Source organism: Paenibacillus terrisolis (genome assembly GCF_056171975.1).
In genome coordinates this window covers 53,091-70,925 of record NZ_JBKFGG010000040.1, presented here as the reverse complement: position 1 = coordinate 70,925, position 17,835 = coordinate 53,091, and the positions used below count along the sequence as shown (strand labels likewise).

General features: G+C 49.1%; 14 protein-coding genes. 1 reads left to right on the top strand and 13 read right to left on the bottom strand.

Translation table 11 applies throughout. The features are described from left to right. Nucleotides 1-665: 665 nt before the first annotated feature. The 4 genes from ACI48K_RS22775 to ACI48K_RS22760 form a co-directional block, all read right to left on the bottom strand. Complete coding sequence (locus ACI48K_RS22775; protein WP_475029937.1) at nucleotides 666-1,544, bottom strand: MBL fold metallo-hydrolase; 879 nt, start codon at nucleotides 1,542-1,544, stop codon at nucleotides 666-668. Nucleotides 1,545-1,594: 50 nt separating this feature from the next. Further along, nucleotides 1,595-2,485, bottom strand: a complete 891-nt coding sequence (locus tag ACI48K_RS22770; protein WP_475029936.1) for an NmrA family NAD(P)-binding protein — start codon at nucleotides 2,483-2,485, stop codon at nucleotides 1,595-1,597. 68 nt (nucleotides 2,486-2,553) lie between these two features. Then, entirely contained in the window at nucleotides 2,554-3,120 is a 567-nt protein-coding gene (locus ACI48K_RS22765) for a TetR/AcrR family transcriptional regulator (protein ID WP_475029935.1), read from the bottom strand. Between the two features lie 47 nt (nucleotides 3,121-3,167). Continuing rightward, nucleotides 3,168-3,740 (bottom strand): TetR/AcrR family transcriptional regulator, encoded by a 573-nt coding sequence (locus ACI48K_RS22760; protein WP_475029934.1) that lies wholly within the window; start codon nucleotides 3,738-3,740, stop codon nucleotides 3,168-3,170. 152 nt (nucleotides 3,741-3,892) lie between these two features. Here ACI48K_RS22760 and ACI48K_RS22755 point away from each other — a divergent pair, with 152 nt between their 5' ends. Next, the gene (locus tag ACI48K_RS22755; protein ID WP_475029933.1) at nucleotides 3,893-4,519 is read left to right on the top strand and encodes an FMN-dependent NADH-azoreductase; all 627 of its coding nucleotides are present in this window, start codon (nucleotides 3,893-3,895) and stop codon (nucleotides 4,517-4,519) included. Between the two features lie 62 nt (nucleotides 4,520-4,581). Here the strand turns inward: ACI48K_RS22755 and ACI48K_RS22750 are convergent, their stop codons facing one another. The 9 genes from ACI48K_RS22750 to ACI48K_RS22710 all read right to left on the bottom strand — a co-directional run bounded on the left by ACI48K_RS22750 (nucleotide 4,582) and on the right by ACI48K_RS22710 (nucleotide 17,826). Beyond that, on the bottom strand, nucleotides 4,582-5,430 hold the full coding sequence (locus tag ACI48K_RS22750; RefSeq protein WP_475029932.1) for a lipase family protein: 849 nt from the start codon (nucleotides 5,428-5,430) through the stop codon (nucleotides 4,582-4,584). A 36-nt stretch (nucleotides 5,431-5,466) separates the two neighbouring features. After that, the gene (locus ACI48K_RS22745; protein WP_475029941.1) at nucleotides 5,467-6,297 is read right to left on the bottom strand and encodes a lipase family protein; all 831 of its coding nucleotides are present in this window, start codon (nucleotides 6,295-6,297) and stop codon (nucleotides 5,467-5,469) included. 282 nt (nucleotides 6,298-6,579) lie between these two features. Then, the gene (locus ACI48K_RS22740; protein WP_475029931.1) at nucleotides 6,580-8,646 is read right to left on the bottom strand and encodes an iron ABC transporter permease; all 2,067 of its coding nucleotides are present in this window, start codon (nucleotides 8,644-8,646) and stop codon (nucleotides 6,580-6,582) included. 8 nt (nucleotides 8,647-8,654) lie between these two features. Beyond that, nucleotides 8,655-9,677 (bottom strand): ABC transporter substrate-binding protein, encoded by a 1,023-nt coding sequence (locus ACI48K_RS22735; protein ID WP_475029930.1) that lies wholly within the window; start codon nucleotides 9,675-9,677, stop codon nucleotides 8,655-8,657. A 140-nt stretch (nucleotides 9,678-9,817) separates the two neighbouring features. After that, the gene (locus tag ACI48K_RS22730; RefSeq protein ID WP_475029929.1) at nucleotides 9,818-11,041 is read right to left on the bottom strand and encodes a putative bifunctional diguanylate cyclase/phosphodiesterase; all 1,224 of its coding nucleotides are present in this window, start codon (nucleotides 11,039-11,041) and stop codon (nucleotides 9,818-9,820) included. A 39-nt stretch (nucleotides 11,042-11,080) separates the two neighbouring features. Next, nucleotides 11,081-13,135 carry a DUF342 domain-containing protein gene (locus ACI48K_RS22725; RefSeq protein WP_475029928.1) on the bottom strand — a complete coding sequence of 685 codons (2,055 nt, stop codon included), beginning with the start codon at nucleotides 13,133-13,135 and terminating at the stop codon, nucleotides 11,081-11,083. Nucleotides 13,136-13,489: 354 nt separating this feature from the next. Next, on the bottom strand, nucleotides 13,490-15,979 hold the full coding sequence (locus ACI48K_RS22720; protein ID WP_475029927.1) for an EAL domain-containing protein: 2,490 nt from the start codon (nucleotides 15,977-15,979) through the stop codon (nucleotides 13,490-13,492). Between the two features lie 170 nt (nucleotides 15,980-16,149). Then, the gene (locus ACI48K_RS22715) at nucleotides 16,150-16,860 is read right to left on the bottom strand and encodes a gamma-glutamyl-gamma-aminobutyrate hydrolase family protein (RefSeq protein WP_475029926.1); all 711 of its coding nucleotides are present in this window, start codon (nucleotides 16,858-16,860) and stop codon (nucleotides 16,150-16,152) included. Between the two features lie 60 nt (nucleotides 16,861-16,920). Continuing rightward, nucleotides 16,921-17,826, bottom strand: a complete 906-nt coding sequence (locus ACI48K_RS22710) for a cation diffusion facilitator family transporter (protein WP_475029925.1) — start codon at nucleotides 17,824-17,826, stop codon at nucleotides 16,921-16,923. Nucleotides 17,827-17,835 lie beyond the last annotated feature (9 nt).

Below are 17,835 nucleotides of genomic sequence, written 5' to 3'. Positions count from 1 at the left end.
GTCCCGGGGTTAATATTCAGCTCATCGGCGATTTGCTCCAGAGATTTCGTTTTCTCTTGCACATACTTGACGGCTTCTCGTTTGAACGTTTCGTTGTATCGCTCTCTTCTTTCACTCATTTTTGACACCTCTTCGTCTTATTAGATTCAATTATCTGTTTGACACTAAGAGATGTCCACTTTTTATTCTAGCTGCAGACTCTTTTCCATCCTCCCGCTGTCACTTAAAATAGCGATCTTTAATGGCCCTATTTCCACTGGAGAGGCCTCATTTTGAATAAATAACGCCGTTTAATGGCCTTATTTCTTCAGAAGAGCTCCCTTCTCCCCTCGATTTTAGAGGTTTTGCCGAAAATAGGGCCATTTTGTACCTCTATTTTCAGGAAAACCCGGTCTCGGAGTGAAATAAGGCCATTTAATACCGTTATTCGAGAAATTACCGTTTACCGTTATTTATTGATTCCGGGCCAGGACGGCCCCGGTCCCGTTCAGCGCCACCGTCCGCCGCGGCAAAAGGCTAAGTATGCGGTCCCGAACCCGATTAGGCTGAGCTCGGCTGCGTACAAGCAGCCCATCCTCGATGACGAGCTCATTCCAGCTAAGCTTGCCGCCGGCAAGACCGACAACAAAGAACCTGCACCGAGCATCAAGGGCAACCGAAGCTTTTTAAATTCGAGAAATCCAGATTTCGGGAAAGAGCCTAAATGCTTCACCATGACGTTCCAAATAAGCTAATCCGGGAAATTCCAAATGGTTCCCGGCCACCAACTGGCGCCGTTCGGATACTTCGGCAAGAACTCGCTTTCTCGTGGCCGCCGCGGCCTTCGGATCTACGTCATGAATAACGCCGGCGTCTGGCCATGCGGGTTGAATTACAGGCAAATGGATGATGTCGCCCCAAATAAAAACTTCCTTTCCCTCGCTTTGAACAAGAAATCCGGTATGCCCGGGCGTATGTCCAGGCAATGGTACAGCCCGAACGCCGGGAGCGACTTCTTCGGAGTTGAACTTCCGCAACCGGTGTCGGTAAGGCTCCACGGATGCCCTAACCATATCGAAAAAAGGTTTGAGGCTTTCCGGAGAACGCCGCTTGCCTTCTTCCGTCAGCCAGAAATCGAGTTCATCTTCATGAACCGCAAGTATTGCGTTCGGAAATACCGCATTACCTTGATCATTGACCAACCCCCCGCAATGATCGGGATGAAGATGCGTCATTAAAATAAGTCCGATGTCTTCCATTTTTACCCCTGCTTTGACAAGTGAACCGGGGAGCCAGCCCAATGTAGGGCCGCCGCCGGCTCCCATGCCGGCATCGATCAAAATGGGAGAGTGGTCCTCGCCGCGAATAAGAAACATATTATGAGTAAAGACCGGATCATCGGTTCTATGAGCCTCTCGTTGCAGCCGAACCCCCATTTCTTTGGGAATCGAATGGAGAATATCGTAGGAGATCGGATTGTATCCGTCGCTTAATGTCGTGAGCAGCTTTCGTCCCACCTGCCAATCGAGGTAGGCGCCTAAAGTCGTAACGTTTTTTTCTGTCAATGGAACCACCCGCTTTCATTAGAAGTAAAGTATTTAATATAATTAACTTGTTAACCCTGCATTTGAGCAAACGCTTTGCGAACGAACTGTTCAAAATAAGTCGGGGTAATTACACGCTCCGTCTTCGGACGCAACATGCGAATGTCCTCCGCATTCAAATGCTCCGACATCTTTACAAATGCTTGGGCCATATGATCGGAGAACCCGGACTCTATCATTCCCGCTTTTACATCGCCTGACTGCAGCTGCTCATAAGCTGCATCCGGATAGCCAACGATTGAGCCGATAATCTTGGCAGCTTGAGCGAGCGTCAGCTCTTCGGGACCTTGAAGTTCGCGAATCTCAAAGCTTTCCTCAATCGGCAGCAGTAAAGCGCGGGCTGCCACTTCCCCGATGTCTTGCGTCGCGATCATGGGCAGACTCAAATCTCCGCGCAACTGGCCGCTTGAAGTTCCATGACCTTTGATCGATTCTATCAGCGGAATCGCATTTTCCATGAACCATCCCGGACGCAGCGCAAGCGTATGAATGGAAGCTTCGGAACGCAGGCTTCGCTCAAGCTGTCTAAGCCCAAATAAGGGACCCGATGCACGATCAAAGTTCGCTCCCCATCCGCTTAAGGCAACGACATGACTTACATCATTTAGAACCAGAGCGGGCACGATGGCATCAATGCTTGCCTGCTGGTAAGCCGGAAAGTCCGCACTTTCCGCAATGAATCCGGGCTGCAGCATGACGTAAGCCGCATCCGCCCCTTGAAACGCTTGATTCATAGACTCACCATCCGACGGTTCGGCAACAAAAGGATCCGCGCCTTGTTCGATAAAGGGTTGAAGACGTTCCAGGTTTCGCCCGATGACTCTGACTTGCGCTCCCGCTTTTAATAAACTGAAAGCTACCGCTCTGCCGGTGTTGCTCGTTGCTCCGGTTACTACAATCATTTTGTCCCTCCACATTTTCTACCTATTAAAAGATAGATAATTTATTGAAAAAATATCCGCTCGGGCATTTATGCCAAAGCAGATATCAGTTCGTCTGCAATTTTATCGAATCTGCTGATATCATGAAAGCTTCGGGCCAATATCTGCGCCCCCTGAAGCGATACGAGAAATTGTTGGGCTCGCGAGACCGCATCTCCTTCAAACTTAAATTGCCCTTCTTCCCTTCCTTTCTCCAGGACGCGTTCCAGCCACTCTAAATTGGTGTCGAAATATCCGGCCAATTCCTGCTGCGACTTTTCGGACAAAACGGATAAGTCCGTCGAGAGCATAACACCCAAACAAATCCGATATTCATCATCTGAAGCGCTGCGATAAAAAAGAATATACCTGCGCATCCTTTCCAAATTGTCGGCGGCGGCAGCGTCGATCTCGGCAAGATCGGAAATAAAATGCTTATGGTACCGAGAAATGAGCGCCTCGCCCAGGTCTTCTTTATTGGGAAAGTGATAATGAATGCTGGCGGTTCGGATACCTACTTTTTCCGCGATATGCGCGTAACTGAATCCGTTAAAGCCGTGCTCCTGCACAATGGACTGGGCGGTATCCAATATAATTTCAGCGGTATTTTTTTGCATGTCATTATTCTACCTTTTAATAGATTGAAAATCAATAAAAATTTTACTTATTTATATAACAGTCGGATTCCATACGTAATGTGCGGAATCGCAAGCTTCATGTACTCTTCCTCCGATAAGCTGCTGTTGCGGTTCCAGTCCACGGTTGCCCCGTAGATCCCCCAGCTTAACATGGCGGCCGCAATTCTAAGAGACTCTCTGCTTTGATCCGGGATTTGCTTGGTCAGGATTCCGTAAAATGTATTTTCCAGTTCCTTTTTAATAATCACTTCGATGGTTGCCGCAAAGGAGTTGAAGTTGCGCTGGCACTGCAAGGACATTGAGGCTTGAAATTGGGTGACCCACAAAAAAACATTCGTGAACGTCTCTTCGTTGACTTCATGGGGTTCTTTCATTTTGTTAATTACATTAATCATCAAATATTCTTTAAGCACTTTCTCCGATAAATCATATTTGTCCAAAAAATGATAATAAAAAGTGGCTCGATTTACTGTCGCCTCGGTCGTAATATCCTTAATGGTAATGTCCCTGAAATCCTTTTTCAGCGATATTTGGATAAAAGCATCCATAATAAGCCGGCGCGTACGCAGAATGCGCGGATCTGTCTTGGTCTCGGTCATAAGCTGATCTCCGTTCTTTTTAGACATTTTTGCGGGTATGTCGTATATACGATAAGTCTTGGTAATTGCCGGTTGAGCCCCGCTCCCCGTCTTTTTATAATTACTTTACAACACGTGTTGTAAAAATAAAAGCAGGGAGATGAACCTCAAGCATGTCGAATGTACTTTTTATCAAAGTGAACGACCGTCCTTCGGATCAAGCTGTCAGCGTCCGGATGTACGAAACGTTTTTAAAGACCTACAAGGAAGCAAATCCTTCCGATACCGCAACCGAGCTTGATTTGTTCAAGGAAAACTTGCCTTATTACGGAAACGACGCCATCACGGGGCGTTATAAAGCTTCTCGAAACCTGGTTCTTTCCGGCGAGGAAGAAAAGATCGTGAAAACGATGGACCGGTATCTGGAACAGTTTCTGGCGGCGGATAAAATCGTCATTGCCTTCCCGCTTTGGAATCTGGCGGCGCCAGCGCCGTTATCGACCTACATTTCTTATCTTGCCCATTCCGGAAAAACCTTTAAATACACGGCTGACGGCCCTATAGGACTTGTGGAGAACAAAAAGATCATACTGCTGAATGCCCGCGGCTGGATTTTCTCGACGGAGCCGATGGATTCAGTCGAGTCCGGTATCAGACCGGTCAAAGCGATTTTATCGGGGGTGTTCGGAGTGCCGGTTGAAGAAGTCATTATTGAAGGACATACCAAATCAAGAGATCAAGCGCCGGAAATTATAGCGGCCGGGCTGGAACAAACGGCGAAAGCCGCCTTGAGCTTCTAACGTAAACGACTGCTTCCCCATATTTGTTGAGGAGCAGTCGTTTTTTGTACGGACCACCTATTTTATTCATCCTCCAAGGGACTGCAAATGCCTATGAACGGAACACACATCCTGGTATCCGGACAAAACCCCGGGTTTTCTTGACAAAACACCTGGGTAAATTCCGGACTTTGTTCGCCGAGAAATTTAAAATAGCAGACGATTTCATGATTGCGAACCGGCAAGCTGTTGAGTTGAAAGGAAAGCGGAACCTTCTTTTGTACATGGCGATAAAACAACCCCTGTCTGGTAAACGGCGGCGGGTACGCGATAGCCGGCAAGGTGGGAATAATGTCATGCACGTTGGCGATACGGTAGCTGTTTCTAACGGTCTGATCGAAACGGGAAGCAAAAACAGGGTCCGCGACGCGCGGACTCCCATACGTATATACGGCCGGATGCTTAAACGGAGTGTTGACGGCAAAATCAAAGGCGGCCAATACGGCTAAGGCTCCTCCTAAGCTATGACCCGCAATATAAAGCGTTTTGTCGGGGGAAAGTTTGGCCAATTGCGCGATAAGCTCATTTCTTGTCGACTTGTAAATGCATGTAAACCCGCGATGGGTTTTCCCTGCACGAGGCACAAATGGATATCGGACTTGGTATAAGTCTTGATCCGACTCGTTGTCCCGGAAGGTTCTCGTTCCTCTGAACGCGACTACGATTTGATCCGGCGACTCCGCAATAAAACCAAATCGTTCGGGTTCCGGATCTTCGACTCCGGCCAGTGCGATAATCTCCGCTTGCAAGGTATATCCTTGGGGCAGCAAGAGCTTCCCCTGCTCGAAAAGCTCATATGCCTGGTTGATCATCCCCGCGAGCAATATGGCTTCATTTATGTTATAGCCGGGCATTAAACTTGATGCACCCATCAACAAGGCCCCCTTTCGTTCCCAAGCCTTTTTCCATTAACACGTTTTTCGGAATGGAACACACATGCCGGTGTCCGGGCAAAATCCCGGATTATTCCTGCATAGCGTTTTGGCGAAAAGAGGACTCTTTTGGCTGAGGGTTTTGAAATAGCAGGCAATTGCGTCATTCCGCGGCGTATTGTTGAGCTGAAACGAAATCGGAACTCGGGTTCTGACATGCCGATAAGTGATTCCCCTTTTCGTGAACGGAGGCGGATATCTTCTGTCCGGAAATGTGGGAAAAGAGTCGTGAATATTCACGATTCGAAAGCTGTGCCTCACCACCCTATCGAATCTCAAGGCAAATTCGGGGTTTCCGATGCGCGGACTTCCGTATGTATAAACCAAGGGCGTTTTGAATTTGGTGTTGACGGCAATATCCAAAGCCGCTAACGTGGCCAATGCTCCGCCGTAGTTGTGCCCGGTAATAAACAATCTTTTGGCGGCAGACAGTTTATTTAATTCCGTGATGAGCCGATCCCTGGTTGAGCGATACAAGCATGTGAATCCGCGCGAGGTTTTCCCACCGTTTCCCACAAAGGGATATCTTACTTGAAAAATGTCGTAGGACGCCAGGAGATCTGCGGGATATTCGGCGTATCCTCTGAAAGCGATGATGATCTTGTCCCGCGACTCCGCGATAAACCCAAATACCAGTTCCGTCGGATTCTCAACGTTGGCCGATGCGCGTATCGTGTATCGAAGCTGATAACCTTTCGGCAAGACAAGCTTGCCTTCGAAGAAAAACGGATACGTCTGATAACACATGGCGGCGAGGAATATGGCCGTTTTATTGTTGAAAAACTTCTTTTTCCCAGCGAGCTCCATCACAGAATTCCTTTCTGTACACCGGTTTGGCATTTCATACTATTACGTTTATATGCCCGGATCGACGAATTGATGTTCTTCGCGATAGGCGCTCGTTTCTTTTCACGGCATCCCTGAAGCCTTGGAGTGAAACAAAAAAAGCAACCCGTTGTCCAATGACATAGGTTGCTTTTGTTTTGAGCACTTCTCTACCTTGCTGAAATCGGTAACCTCAACCATCGTGCTTCTGCGCATCTTTTCAGCAGGCATATGTTCTTGTCCGTTAGCTTGAACTTTTTGACATCAAGAAGTCTGTCTTCCGTCAACCACCGAACGGTACATTAGGAACAGGAAATAAGGGGCTCCAATCAGCATAATGATCAGACCCGACGGAATCTCGGTGGGCGCCATAACGGTTCTTCCGATCGTATCGGCGATGACCAGCAGCCATCCTCCCAAGAGTCCGGACAAAACGATGGAACGCCGCGTGTGATGTCCGATTATCATCCGCACCGCGTGCGGCGCCATCAGCCCGAGAAACCCGATCGTCCCGACGCTCGCCACGGCTCCCGCAGCCAGTAAGACCCCGATCAGCATCGCGGAAAGCCGTGTTCCCCGGACCGTCAAGCCAAATCCCGTCATGCTCTCGTCGCCAAACGCCAGCACATCGAACTTGCGGCCCAAGTAGTAAGCGATCGGCAGAAGAACGAGCAGAAACGGCAGAAGGCTGTAAAACTGATTCCAGCCTCTTCCGTAGGTCGATCCCGTCAGCCAGATGTAGGAACTGCCGCTCCAGAGATTGGCCTTGACGATCATCGCTTGTATGCCCGCCGAACCTACGGCCGACACAGCGATACCGAGCAAAATCAGCACGGATGGATTCAAAGCTTTGCGCCAGGCCAGGAAAAATACAAAAGCCGCCGCGGCAATCCCGCCCGCGATCGCGGCAAACGGCAAAGCAACGATCGTCAAGGCGGGCCAGGCCACAAGCACGATCATCGCGCCGAATCCGGCGCCCGAGGTGACGCCGATAATGGATGCATCCGCGAGCGGGTTCCGAACGGCGCTCTGAATAAGGACGCCGCCGACGGCCAGCGCAATTCCGCCTTCAGCCGCCACGAGCGTGCGCGGCAGCCGCAAATTGAGCAGAACCGAATACGCCTGCTCTCCTCCGCCCGTTAAGCTGGCCAGCAGATCGCCAAGCGGGATTCTCGATCCCCCAAACGCCAGACTAAAAAGAACGCTGACCAAAAGCAGCAAGGTCATCACGATCGCAGCAGGAGTATAACGCATACGCTTCGCCGCCCCTCCTATGTTCATGGAAGAACGGCCCTGACCCGAGCCGGATATGTTTTTCATCTTGGCGAGCACGAGCCAGATGAGCCACGGCGCACCGATGATGGCCATGACCGCACCGATCGGCATCTCCCCCACATTGCTCCGCACCATTCGCGCAAGGGTATCGGCCGCGGTAATCAGCAGCGCGCCCCACAAGGCGCTTGCGGGTATAAGCAGATGATGCTTGCGGATGCCGCTTAACCGCACCAGATGCGGAGCGACCAGTCCGACGAAACCGATCGGCCCGACCACGCTGACTACAACCGCCGCCATCAGCACCGAAATCCCGAGTCCGAACCCCCGCGTCAACCCTACGCGCTGTCCGAGCGAACGGGCGGTCGACTCATCGAGCTCAAGCGTATCGAACTGCCTGCCCGCGAGTACCGCCACGACTAGCAGCACAAGAACAAACGGCCATGAATACCGCACGCCATCCCAATCCAGTTGGATTAAAGAACCCGAGCCCCACAAAAATAAGTTTTGCGTTTCGGTTCTATGAAAAATATGCAGCGCCGATGTAAATGCCCCCAGGACCATGGACACGATCATACCCGACAATGCCAGCCGAACCGGCGTCCCCGCTCTGCCTCCGCTTAAGAAGTAGGCGGCGAGAGCCGCGAGCAGTCCTCCCGCAGCCGCCAGAAAAAACGGAAACTGTTGCTGTGCCGCAGGAAAAGCGACCATACCAAGGACAACCATAAAGTATGCCCCGGCATTGATCCCGAGCGTATCCGAAGAAGCCAGCGGGTTTTTCGTGATCGTTTGCAGCAGAACCCCGGCCGCGGCGAGAGCTGCCCCTGCCAGAATGCCGATCACCGTGCGGGGCATCCGGATGTCCCAAAGCAGGTTATGCTCCATCACATCCCGGCGCTTCAGCAAACCCTCAAGCACAGAAGCAGCCGGAATGCGGGCCTCCCCAAAGCCAAGACTGAGTATGAACAAAATAAAGAGGACGGCCAAGCCGCCCCCAAATATGCCGATCAGCCGCCAGGTCATGCCCGCTTCGATTTTTTTTCCTCCGCTTCTTTTCATCCGTTCGCTCATTTTGTCAACGACTTGACGACTTCATCGACGAGAACTTTGGAGGAGACTGGGCCGCCGAATACCCAGGTCGCGCTGTCCAGGGCGAAGGTGCGTTTCTCTTTCACAAAAGCGAGGCCGTTCCAAACGGAATTGTCCTTCAGTTCATTCGAGAAAATATCGTCGTCCTTTTGCACGATGTAAAGCAGATTTGTATTCTGGACGGCCGGCAGTGCTTCAACCGTCGAACTGCTGAACCCGTAAATCTCAAAATTACCCGGTGTCCAGTCGTTTTTCAGCCCAATCCGGTCAAGCGTTTGTACCGCCAGCGAATTATTGGTGAACAGGCGCAGCGTCGCTGCGTTTTGATAGCTGTATGCCTGCGTCAGCACATAGTTGAAGCCTTCCTTGCCCGCAGCGGCCAGCTTCTCTTTCGCTTCCGCGTAATGCGCGTCCAAATCCGAGAGGACTTTGTCCGCCTCCGCCGTTTTGCCAACGGCCGCGGCAATCGTTTTGAAGGTATCCTCCATCAGCGTATATTGATCGCCTTGTCCTTCTTTCGGATACAGTTCGAAAATCAGCGTCGGGGCGATGCTTTTCAACTGGTCATAAATTGCTTCGTGGCTGTCGGTGTTGGCGATGATCAGGTCCGGCTTTAACGCGGCGATCGTCTCCAGATTCGGTTCGTCGCGAGTCCCGACATCCGTCACACCGGCATCCAGCGGCGCTTCGGAAGTCACATAAAGTTTATAGTTTTCGTTATCGGCATTCCCTACCGGCTGTAGGCCGAGCGCAACAACATCTTCGGTAAATGTCCATTCCAGCACTACGACTTTTTGCGCCGGCTTGTCAAGTTTCTGCTCGCCTTTGGCGTCTTTCAGCACAATGGGACCGCCGGTGTTTTCACCTTCCGCATTGGAAGCGGCGGCAGAATCGGCCGATCCATTATTGGCCGTCCCACTGTTCGTTGCACCTGAACCGCAGCCAGCCGCAACGAGTGCGACCGCGATAATCATAAGAAAACTTAAAAACCTTTTGTGCATGTTGATATCCCCCTGGCAATAGATATATGATTTTATGATAATCATTATCATTATATTGATAATGATTATCAATGATAATTACAATTGCTATCATATATGCGAACGCCGGGAAAGTCAAAGAAAATTAATCGAGCAAAATCTCATTTTTGGTTTCGGTTGCCCATCAGGGACGCAAAAATATCGTCAGCCGGTGCCGGCATTCCGAAAAAATACCCCTGCACCTCATTGCATTCATTTCTCCCCAGAAAAAGCAACTGTTCGGCGTTTTCTACCCCTTCGGCTATAACGTTAATACCAAGCTGACGAGACATGGAGATAATCGTTCTAACGATTGTTGCATCGATTTTATTCGTCGTGCAGTCTTGAACAAAAGACTTGTCGATTTTGATGGTATCGATGGGAAGACGTTTCATGTAATAAAAAGAATTGTAGCCCAGCCCGAAATCGTCCAAACTGATTCTCAATCCAAGTTCCTTTAAGCGCTTCAATATGGGCAAAGCCTTGCCTAGATCCATATCCATCCCCTCGGTGATTTCCAATTCCAAATAACGAGGATCAAGACCTGTTTCCTGTAAAATTTCGCGAATAACTCCAACTAAATTCGGCTGAACTAATTGCCCGGGGGATAAATTCACAGAAATTCGCAAAGGCGCCATCCCCCTATCCTGCCAAGCTTTGTTCTGGACGCAAGCCGTCCGCAACGCCCATTCTCCAAAAGAAGCGATAAGCCCGGATTCTTCGGCAAGCGGAATAAAAACTCCGGGAGAAACCGGGCCCAGCGTCCGGCTGTTCCAACGCAGCAGCGCTTCGTTTCCCACTATTTTGCCGGTTGTGATGTCTACTTGAGGCTGATAGTAGAGTTCAAGCTCTTGGTTCTTTTGGGCATTCCTGAGCTCGGCCAGCATATTTGCCTTGACCTCATCGGCGGGATCAACCTTAGTCGCTCTCGCCAGCATCTCAAACAAATAACGGATCTTTGGCGAAAGTTCTGTTTCTGTCTCTTCGCCATACGCCGATGAGCCCGCCAAAAACACATAACCTATATAGAGATCGCCCCGATAACAGGGAATGAGCAAACCAAACCGGATTGCCCGGGAACTAAGCTCCTCAAAAGCACGTTCTTCGTTAAGATAAAGTCGAAAAGCTTGCCGATTCCCGGAATCTGTGTCCTGAAACCGTCTTTTTCGTAGGTTCTGTCTAATGATTGTCCACTGTTCTTCTTCGATCGGAAGATCTGCCAGCCGAGAAGAGCTTATGCCTCCGGCTAAGGAGGTATCCAGCTGCACATCGCCTATTTTAGACACCGTTTCGCTGACCAGCATTGCTAAAATATGGTCTACTAATGAATTCGCAATATAACCCACTGTCTTACCACTCCCAAAACAACATATGATCTATCTATTTCAAGATAAAATAAGCCTGCCGTTGTCATCCAGACGAGCATATACATGATTTTGCGATTGGATAAACCGGTGTATCGTGCCGCCGATTTGAATGCAGGTATCTTCCATCGCCAATTCGATTTTTATGGTTTTCTGGCTCGGCACGATAATTTTAGTAGTAATTCCGCCCTTGGTTCCCGCTTGCCCGATTTGAGCTCCTTTTGCGGCAAAAACCTCCCCGCCGCGGAGGTATCCGGTTATTTCCGCGAAGCCGCGCGCGTGCAATTTCGAATGATAAATTCCTTTGCCGGTAATCAGTATATCCCCTGCGGAATATACCTGACTGTTATGAACGAAGGCCGCTTTAACAAATGCTTTTCCTTCCGCGTCCTCCTTGACGGATACAAGCAGGTTTTCCGCCGTGCGAATGATTGCTTCCAGGTCGGCAAGTTCTTTTAATGGCGAAGCATTCGGGGAAAGAAAGGCGCCGCTGAGCTGTCTGCCGAAATTCTCCCATGAAGGTTCCAGCCTTCCGGCGTTGCTGTTGATCTTATGAACGATCGCCTGCACGGTCTCGGGGAAAGCCTTGAATTTCCCTTCGCTTAATATTTTGATAACTGCCCCCAACTCCGTGCGATTATTCGGTGGAATTTTAAAGGTAGAAGCCGTGGACAATTGGCGAATTGCCGTCACCATTTGTTTCATTTGCGAAAGGTTCTTTTTAATGTCGTCCTGCAGTTCCATTTTGATCAAGCTGCTTTTTCCCGCAGCAACCTCGCTGGAAATGATATTCTTTTGAACGATAATCGAGTTCCCGGCGGATAAGGTTGCCATGCTGACATGATTTCTGATCAATAAATTCCCCTCGGCCTCAACGGTCATTCCGTCATGCACGGAGCCTGCTATTTCGACGTCGCCAATATAACGGATATTTCCGGTTTTCATATCAATGCTTGTCCTGATTGTCAGCTTGGGAATAATAGAGATTCTCGTTTCATTTCCGACGATCTGAATATCCGGATGTCCGGCTTCGATGGCGACCGCTTTCGATTCGTCCTCCGTAAGCGCTACGCCTTTCCCGGCTTTCATCGAAACGGGAAACACTTCGGGCGGAAACAAGGGTTCATTGGTTACCGTAATTCCCGGATAACCGGGTTCGGAAGAAACGGTAACGCCGATGATTTGCCCCCGGTCCACGGAAGGAAACTCTTGAATATCGCGGTAATCCACAGTTCCGTCGGGGCGCTCCTTGATCGCTTTCACTATCTCCGTTTGCTGAAGCGGCATAAAATAACCGTCTCTTCCTTCCAAATACGGGGAACCTCTGGCGATGACAAAAGATCCCGGCTCCTCGCTGACACAAGCGTTGGCAATCTGAGCGAAATCGACCCCATAGACGATCCCCATTTCTTTAAGCTTGTTCATAATGAGAGCATCATCTAGAAAAAGCGGATACCTCTGTTCCTCCGCTTCCAGCAGAATATAGTTGGACGGCGCTTTATTCTTGATGCGCCTCTTGATCCGATATCCTGGCTTGACCGTTAGAACGGCCTCCATCTTATTGTGGATAATCTGCATATCCCATAGCGGCTCAACTACCTCATCCTGAACAGCCGTATCGAATCGGTCCTTTTCATGCACGATCGTCGCTTTCGTCACGAGTTCTCCGTTCTTATACAAAGCGACTCCATCGGCTGCTTCAATAATCGGAAATCTTTCCGTGGCATCTTGGCTGAATATCGCTCCATTTAGGACCCAGACCTTTCCCGCCAAGTCTTCCTCCTCCGGCCTGTTGAGCGGCGCGCCTTCATCCGGCGCATTCTGCAGCCTTGGCGCAGCGGTTGTTCTTGCCCGCTTGTCAATCTGATTCGACTCGTCGTCCTGCTTCTTCTTGTCCTCCTGCTCGTGGACGGTTACGCGCACTACAGCCGGTTTGGAGCGGTATCTGAGCAGTCCTTTCTTGCCGCTATCCAAAATCTCGATATCCACTTCGTGTTTCCCGGCATTCAATAAATCCAACGCAATCCTTACCGCTTCCTGCACCGTCTTTCCTTTGGCAATAACATTTTTTCTCACAGCTATCCCCTCCATAAGGCGGTATAGCCGGAACTTCTATCCGAACAGACGGTTCGGCAACCCGTTCTCTATAAGTCCCGGTCGTGATGTGCTGCCTTCGCGCTTGCACAAGCTCAATGTATGGCGGTTCAACCTAAAAGTTATCGTCTAATGTCAATTGTGCAGCTTGTATGCATTGCTTCCTAAAACCATGGATCGTCCGCGAAAATATTCATACCTGTGATTATGGTCCTAGTTCTAAAGTAATACTATCAGTCTGTATTCTTATTCCCGGCACAAAATAAATAGGAATGCATGCCATATCATTTAGTCATGCATTCCTATTGCTATTTGAATTCTATGATTATATTTCCTTTACTTGCGCAATCTTTGGCTCTCCTCCATGCAGGCCTGGTTCACATAAGACATAGCTTGAACCCGATCCGACACGTTCAGCTTCTGGAAAATTCGGCTGATATGATTTTTGACGGTATGTGCGCTTATGAACAGCTCATCCGATATTTCCTTATTGCTTAGGCCTTCCACGAGCAGTTCAAACACATCCGTCTCACGGGCCGAAATACCATAACGCTCCTTTGTACGCATAATCGCTTTTTTGATGATGGCTTGATTGATATCCTGTTTATTGTCAACATAAGCCTCTGTGTTGTAGTGCTGAGGTTGAAACCGGATTTGCGCGGCGTCGTTTCCAGTTATGTAATAATTCTTAATGAAAGATTCCAGTTCGGCCAGCGGTACGGGAGGGCAAAAAAAATAGCCCTGTATGGCTTTGCAACCAACATTCCTTAACATGTTTAACTGATCCTCCGTCTCAACGCCTTCCGCAATGACAGTCATGTTCAAACTGTTGGCCAAGGCGATGATGGCGGAAAGCATTGCAATGCTTTCGGGAGATTGCTCGGATATGCTCCGAATAATGGACTTGTCAATCTTAAGCGAGTCATTCGGAAATTTTCGCAAGTCGTTCAAAGACGAATAGCCTGCACCAAAATTATCTATGCTTACCGAGATTCCCATTGCCCGGATCTGATTTAGAATGTTCGAAATACCGTCCCGGTTCCTAACCAACATAGCTTCTGTGATCTCCATATCAAGGTCTTCAGGCGAAATACCCGATTCCTTCAACCTCGCCCGGATTCTCTCCGGAAAATCCTTCTGCAGAAATTGCTGTCCTGAAAAGTTGACGGCCGTCTTAAACTTTGGAAAATCCGCGTCTCTCCATTTTCTGACTTGAGCGCAAACGTTTTTTAACACCCAATCCCCGATTTCGGCAATCAGCCCGATCTCCTCGGCAAGCTGAATAAATTCGGCCGGAAGCAGCATGCCCCATTCAGGGTGATTCCAGCGTACAAGCGCTTCCACGCTAACGATTCGATTCGTCTCGATATCGAGCCTGGGTTGAAAATAAAGTGACAATTCTCCGCGATCTATCGCTTTTCTGAGGTCGTTTTGCAGCACCAGCGCCCTGTAGGAAAAGATATTCATGCCGGAATGGTAAAGTCTCAGATTGTTTTTTCCCTGCTCCTTGGCGCGATGCAGCGCGGCGTCGGCATTTTTCATCAAGTTATGTACTTCTTCCCCGTCATATGGGAACACACTCATCCCAATGCTTACCGTCAAAAATAATTCATAAGAATCGATTAAAAAAGGCTTCTTAAGCGACTTCATAATACTCTCTGCGACTAAAATGGCATTTTCGCGGTTGGTATTCGAAAGGACGACATTAAATTCGTCTCCTCCGATTCTGGCAATAAAGTCATCTTTTCTTATGCTGCTGTTCAATCTTTTGGAGATTTGCAGGAGCAGAAGATCGCCGATAAGATGTCCTAAAGAATCGTTAATATATTTAAACCGGTCCATATCCAGATACAGCAGCGCGAGAGATTGTTTTTTTTGTTTTGCTTGAAGCAGCCTGATTTGTAGTTGATCATTAAACAAACGCCTGTTCGGCAAGTCCGTTAGTCCGTCATGATAAGCCATATGGGTAATTAACTGTTCAGATCTTTTTTTATTGGTAATGTCTCTGATGGTGCAGGCGACAATCGCTTTATCCCGTAAAACCCTTGTCCCGATTTGAATTTCTGCCGGAAATTGAGTCCCGTCTTTGCGAACGGCGATCACTTCTCTAGGCTTCCCGCTCGCCATTCTGCCAGTGGCCTCCATCAAGTTAAAGCCGTCGGTTTGCTCCTGGGGAAACAGCAGGCGAATATTGGCGTTAAGCAGTTCTTTTTCCGAATATTGAAACATGGTTTCCACCGCAGGATTAACCTTCAAGATGAATCCCGTTTCATTCATCACAATCATGGAATCAATGGAGGATTCAATGATGACATTGGCTAACGCCTCGGACTCGCGCAATTCGGCGGAGATGACGGAGAGCTCGGTATTGGCTTTTTCCAATTCTCCGGTTTTCACGACAAGTACTTCCGCTTGACGCTTCAATTTCTGATTGGTCACATACAGTTCGCAGAACTTTTCCACTTTGGCTTTAAGAATCAGCGGATCAATCGGTTTGACCAGATAATCCACCGCTCCAAAAACATAACCGCGGGACACATATTCCAGTTCCAAAGGATCTTTCGACATAAATATGATGGGGATGTCCCTGGATTTTTCTCCGGCTTTCATCATTCTGGCCGCTTCGTAACCATCCATGTCCGGCAGTTGCACATTCATCAAGATGATTGCATAGTCGTGCTTCAGCAAACTTCTGAATGCTTCTTCACCGGAATTGGCTTGTATCAATTGAAATTTTTCTTTATCAAGCACCGCTTGCAAAGTCAGCAAATGATCCTGCAGGTGGTCAACCAGTAAAATACTTGCTATTGATTCACTTTCTACCATCGGTTTTCCCTCCTTCGGCAGTATTTTACAATGTTTAGCCATCATAATATACTAGTCTATGAATAATAATGTAGCATCTCATAAAAAGTAGCATCTCACAAATCATAAAAAAGAGCCCTGAATTCAATCAGGCGCCCATCATGCGAGTTTATTAACAAAGCTGTTTCCCCTTATTTACAGGCATGAACAAACCCCAAAAATATTCTGAAGTTCTGCTCGTCCGTCTTATAGTTGAATTCCGGATGCCACTGGACAGCCAGGATAAAATGTTTATCCGGCATGGCGACGCCTTCCACTAATCCGTCTTCCGCTTTGGCCACAGCCGTCAACTGCCCTGATAGTCGTTTGATCCCTTGATGATGGCAGCTGTTCACCCGCATGGAATCCGTTTGAACGATTCGATGAAGCAGATTATCGGGCTTTATGTAGACCTGGTGAACAGGTTCGTTGTAAGGAGGTTTCTGCCGATGCTCCAGGCTATGTTCGCTTTGCCGTTGGCTCGGAAGATCTTGATATAACGTTCCGCCGAGCAAAACGTTGAACACTTGCAAACCGCGGCATATTCCAAGGGCCGGTTTGTCCAGCTCAACGACTCGACGAAAGAGAACGGACTCCAGGGCATCACGCTCACTGCATATTTTTCCGCATACCTCCTGCATTTCCTCATGATACAGTTCCGGATTAACGTCTTGACCGCCGGTGAAAAGAAAACCGTCAAACGTCTCCGCCAGCTTCAAAATGATTTCGCTATCTGCGGTTAACGGCAGTATCACCGGGATCCCGCCGGCATCCTCGATCCCCTTCATATACCCCGGCAGCATCCAGTAGCTTTCTTTGTCCTCGTCAAACAAAGGCATAACGCCAATCATTGGTTTCCCCATACAGTTCCCTCCATTCCCCCTAAAGATAACGCATTTCCGGACGCGGAAACAAGGGAAGCATCACTTCCTTTTCACATGAAGATCTTCACCGTGCGCGTTATCCGGTTCGATGTGAATGGTCACGTTCGTATGCTTGATTTGCGCTTCAATGTCATTTTCGATGAGCTCGCTGATATGATGGGATTCTTCAACCGTCAGGCTTTTGCGCACCGTTAAGTGAAAATCGATGATTTTCATGTTTCCGGCCTTTCGGGTCCGCAGGTCGTGGAAATCGATGATTTCCCCCATATATTGACCAAGAATCGTCCGGATCTTCTCTTCTTCCGCGTCGGAGAGCTTCGTATCAAGCAGCGGCTTGAAGGCGCTGCCGATTAATGTCCAAGCTTCCCGGAGGATGAGCAAAGCCACAAGAATCGCGATCACGGGATCCAGCAGCTTGATTCCGGTCAGCTGGATCAACAGAATTCCGAGTCCCACGCCCAGAGAGGTATACACGTCGGTCTTCAGATGCAGCGCATCCGCTTCAAGCGCGATGGAATCTTCTTCTTTGGCCACTTTATAAAGTTTTCTGGAGACGAACAGATTCGCCGCGGCCGAAAATAACATTACGCCGATAGCCACCGCCGTCGCTTCGAGTTCGGAGGGATGCCATAATTTCCTGACCGCTTCGATCACAATCAGCACGGCCGCGACGAAGATCAACAGGCCTTCGATCACGCCGGATACGTTTTCGATTTTACCGTGTCCATAGGGGTGATCTTTATCCGCCGGCTTGGACGAAAACCGGACGGAGAAAAAAGCGATGACCGCAGCGACCAAATCGATGGCGGAGTGGATGGCCTCCGAAAGAATGCTGACGGAGCCGCTGAGTATCCCGGCTATTATCTTCAACGTAATGAGGGTCGCATTGGATATAACCGACCACGCGGCTGCATTCGCCTTTCTTCGCGAGCTGGAGATGGACATAATCGTTTA

Bases quoted from the DNA above. Each gene is read 5' to 3' on its own strand.
- ACI48K_RS22770 (WP_475029936.1), bottom strand. From the start codon at position 2,485: ATGATTGTAGTAACCGGAGCAACGAGCAACACCGGCAGAGCGGTAGCT.
- ACI48K_RS22765 (WP_475029935.1), bottom strand. From the start codon at position 3,120: ATGCAAAAAAATACCGCTGAAATTATATTGGATACCGCCCAGTCCATT.
- ACI48K_RS22760 (WP_475029934.1), bottom strand. From the start codon at position 3,740: ATGACCGAGACCAAGACAGATCCGCGCATTCTGCGTACGCGCCGGCTT.
- ACI48K_RS22755 (WP_475029933.1), top strand. From the start codon at position 3,893: ATGTCGAATGTACTTTTTATCAAAGTGAACGACCGTCCTTCGGATCAA.
- ACI48K_RS22750 (WP_475029932.1), bottom strand. From the start codon at position 5,430: ATGGGTGCATCAAGTTTAATGCCCGGCTATAACATAAATGAAGCCATA.
- ACI48K_RS22745 (WP_475029941.1), bottom strand. From the start codon at position 6,297: ATGGAGCTCGCTGGGAAAAAGAAGTTTTTCAACAATAAAACGGCCATA.
- ACI48K_RS22740 (WP_475029931.1), bottom strand. From the start codon at position 8,646: ATGAAAAGAAGCGGAGGAAAAAAAATCGAAGCGGGCATGACCTGGCGG.
- ACI48K_RS22735 (WP_475029930.1), bottom strand. From the start codon at position 9,677: ATGCACAAAAGGTTTTTAAGTTTTCTTATGATTATCGCGGTCGCACTC.
- ACI48K_RS22720 (WP_475029927.1), bottom strand. From the start codon at position 15,979: ATGGTAGAAAGTGAATCAATAGCAAGTATTTTACTGGTTGACCACCTG.
- ACI48K_RS22715 (WP_475029926.1), bottom strand. From the start codon at position 16,860: ATGGGGAAACCAATGATTGGCGTTATGCCTTTGTTTGACGAGGACAAA.
- ACI48K_RS22710 (WP_475029925.1), bottom strand. From the start codon at position 17,826: ATGTCCATCTCCAGCTCGCGAAGAAAGGCGAATGCAGCCGCGTGGTCG.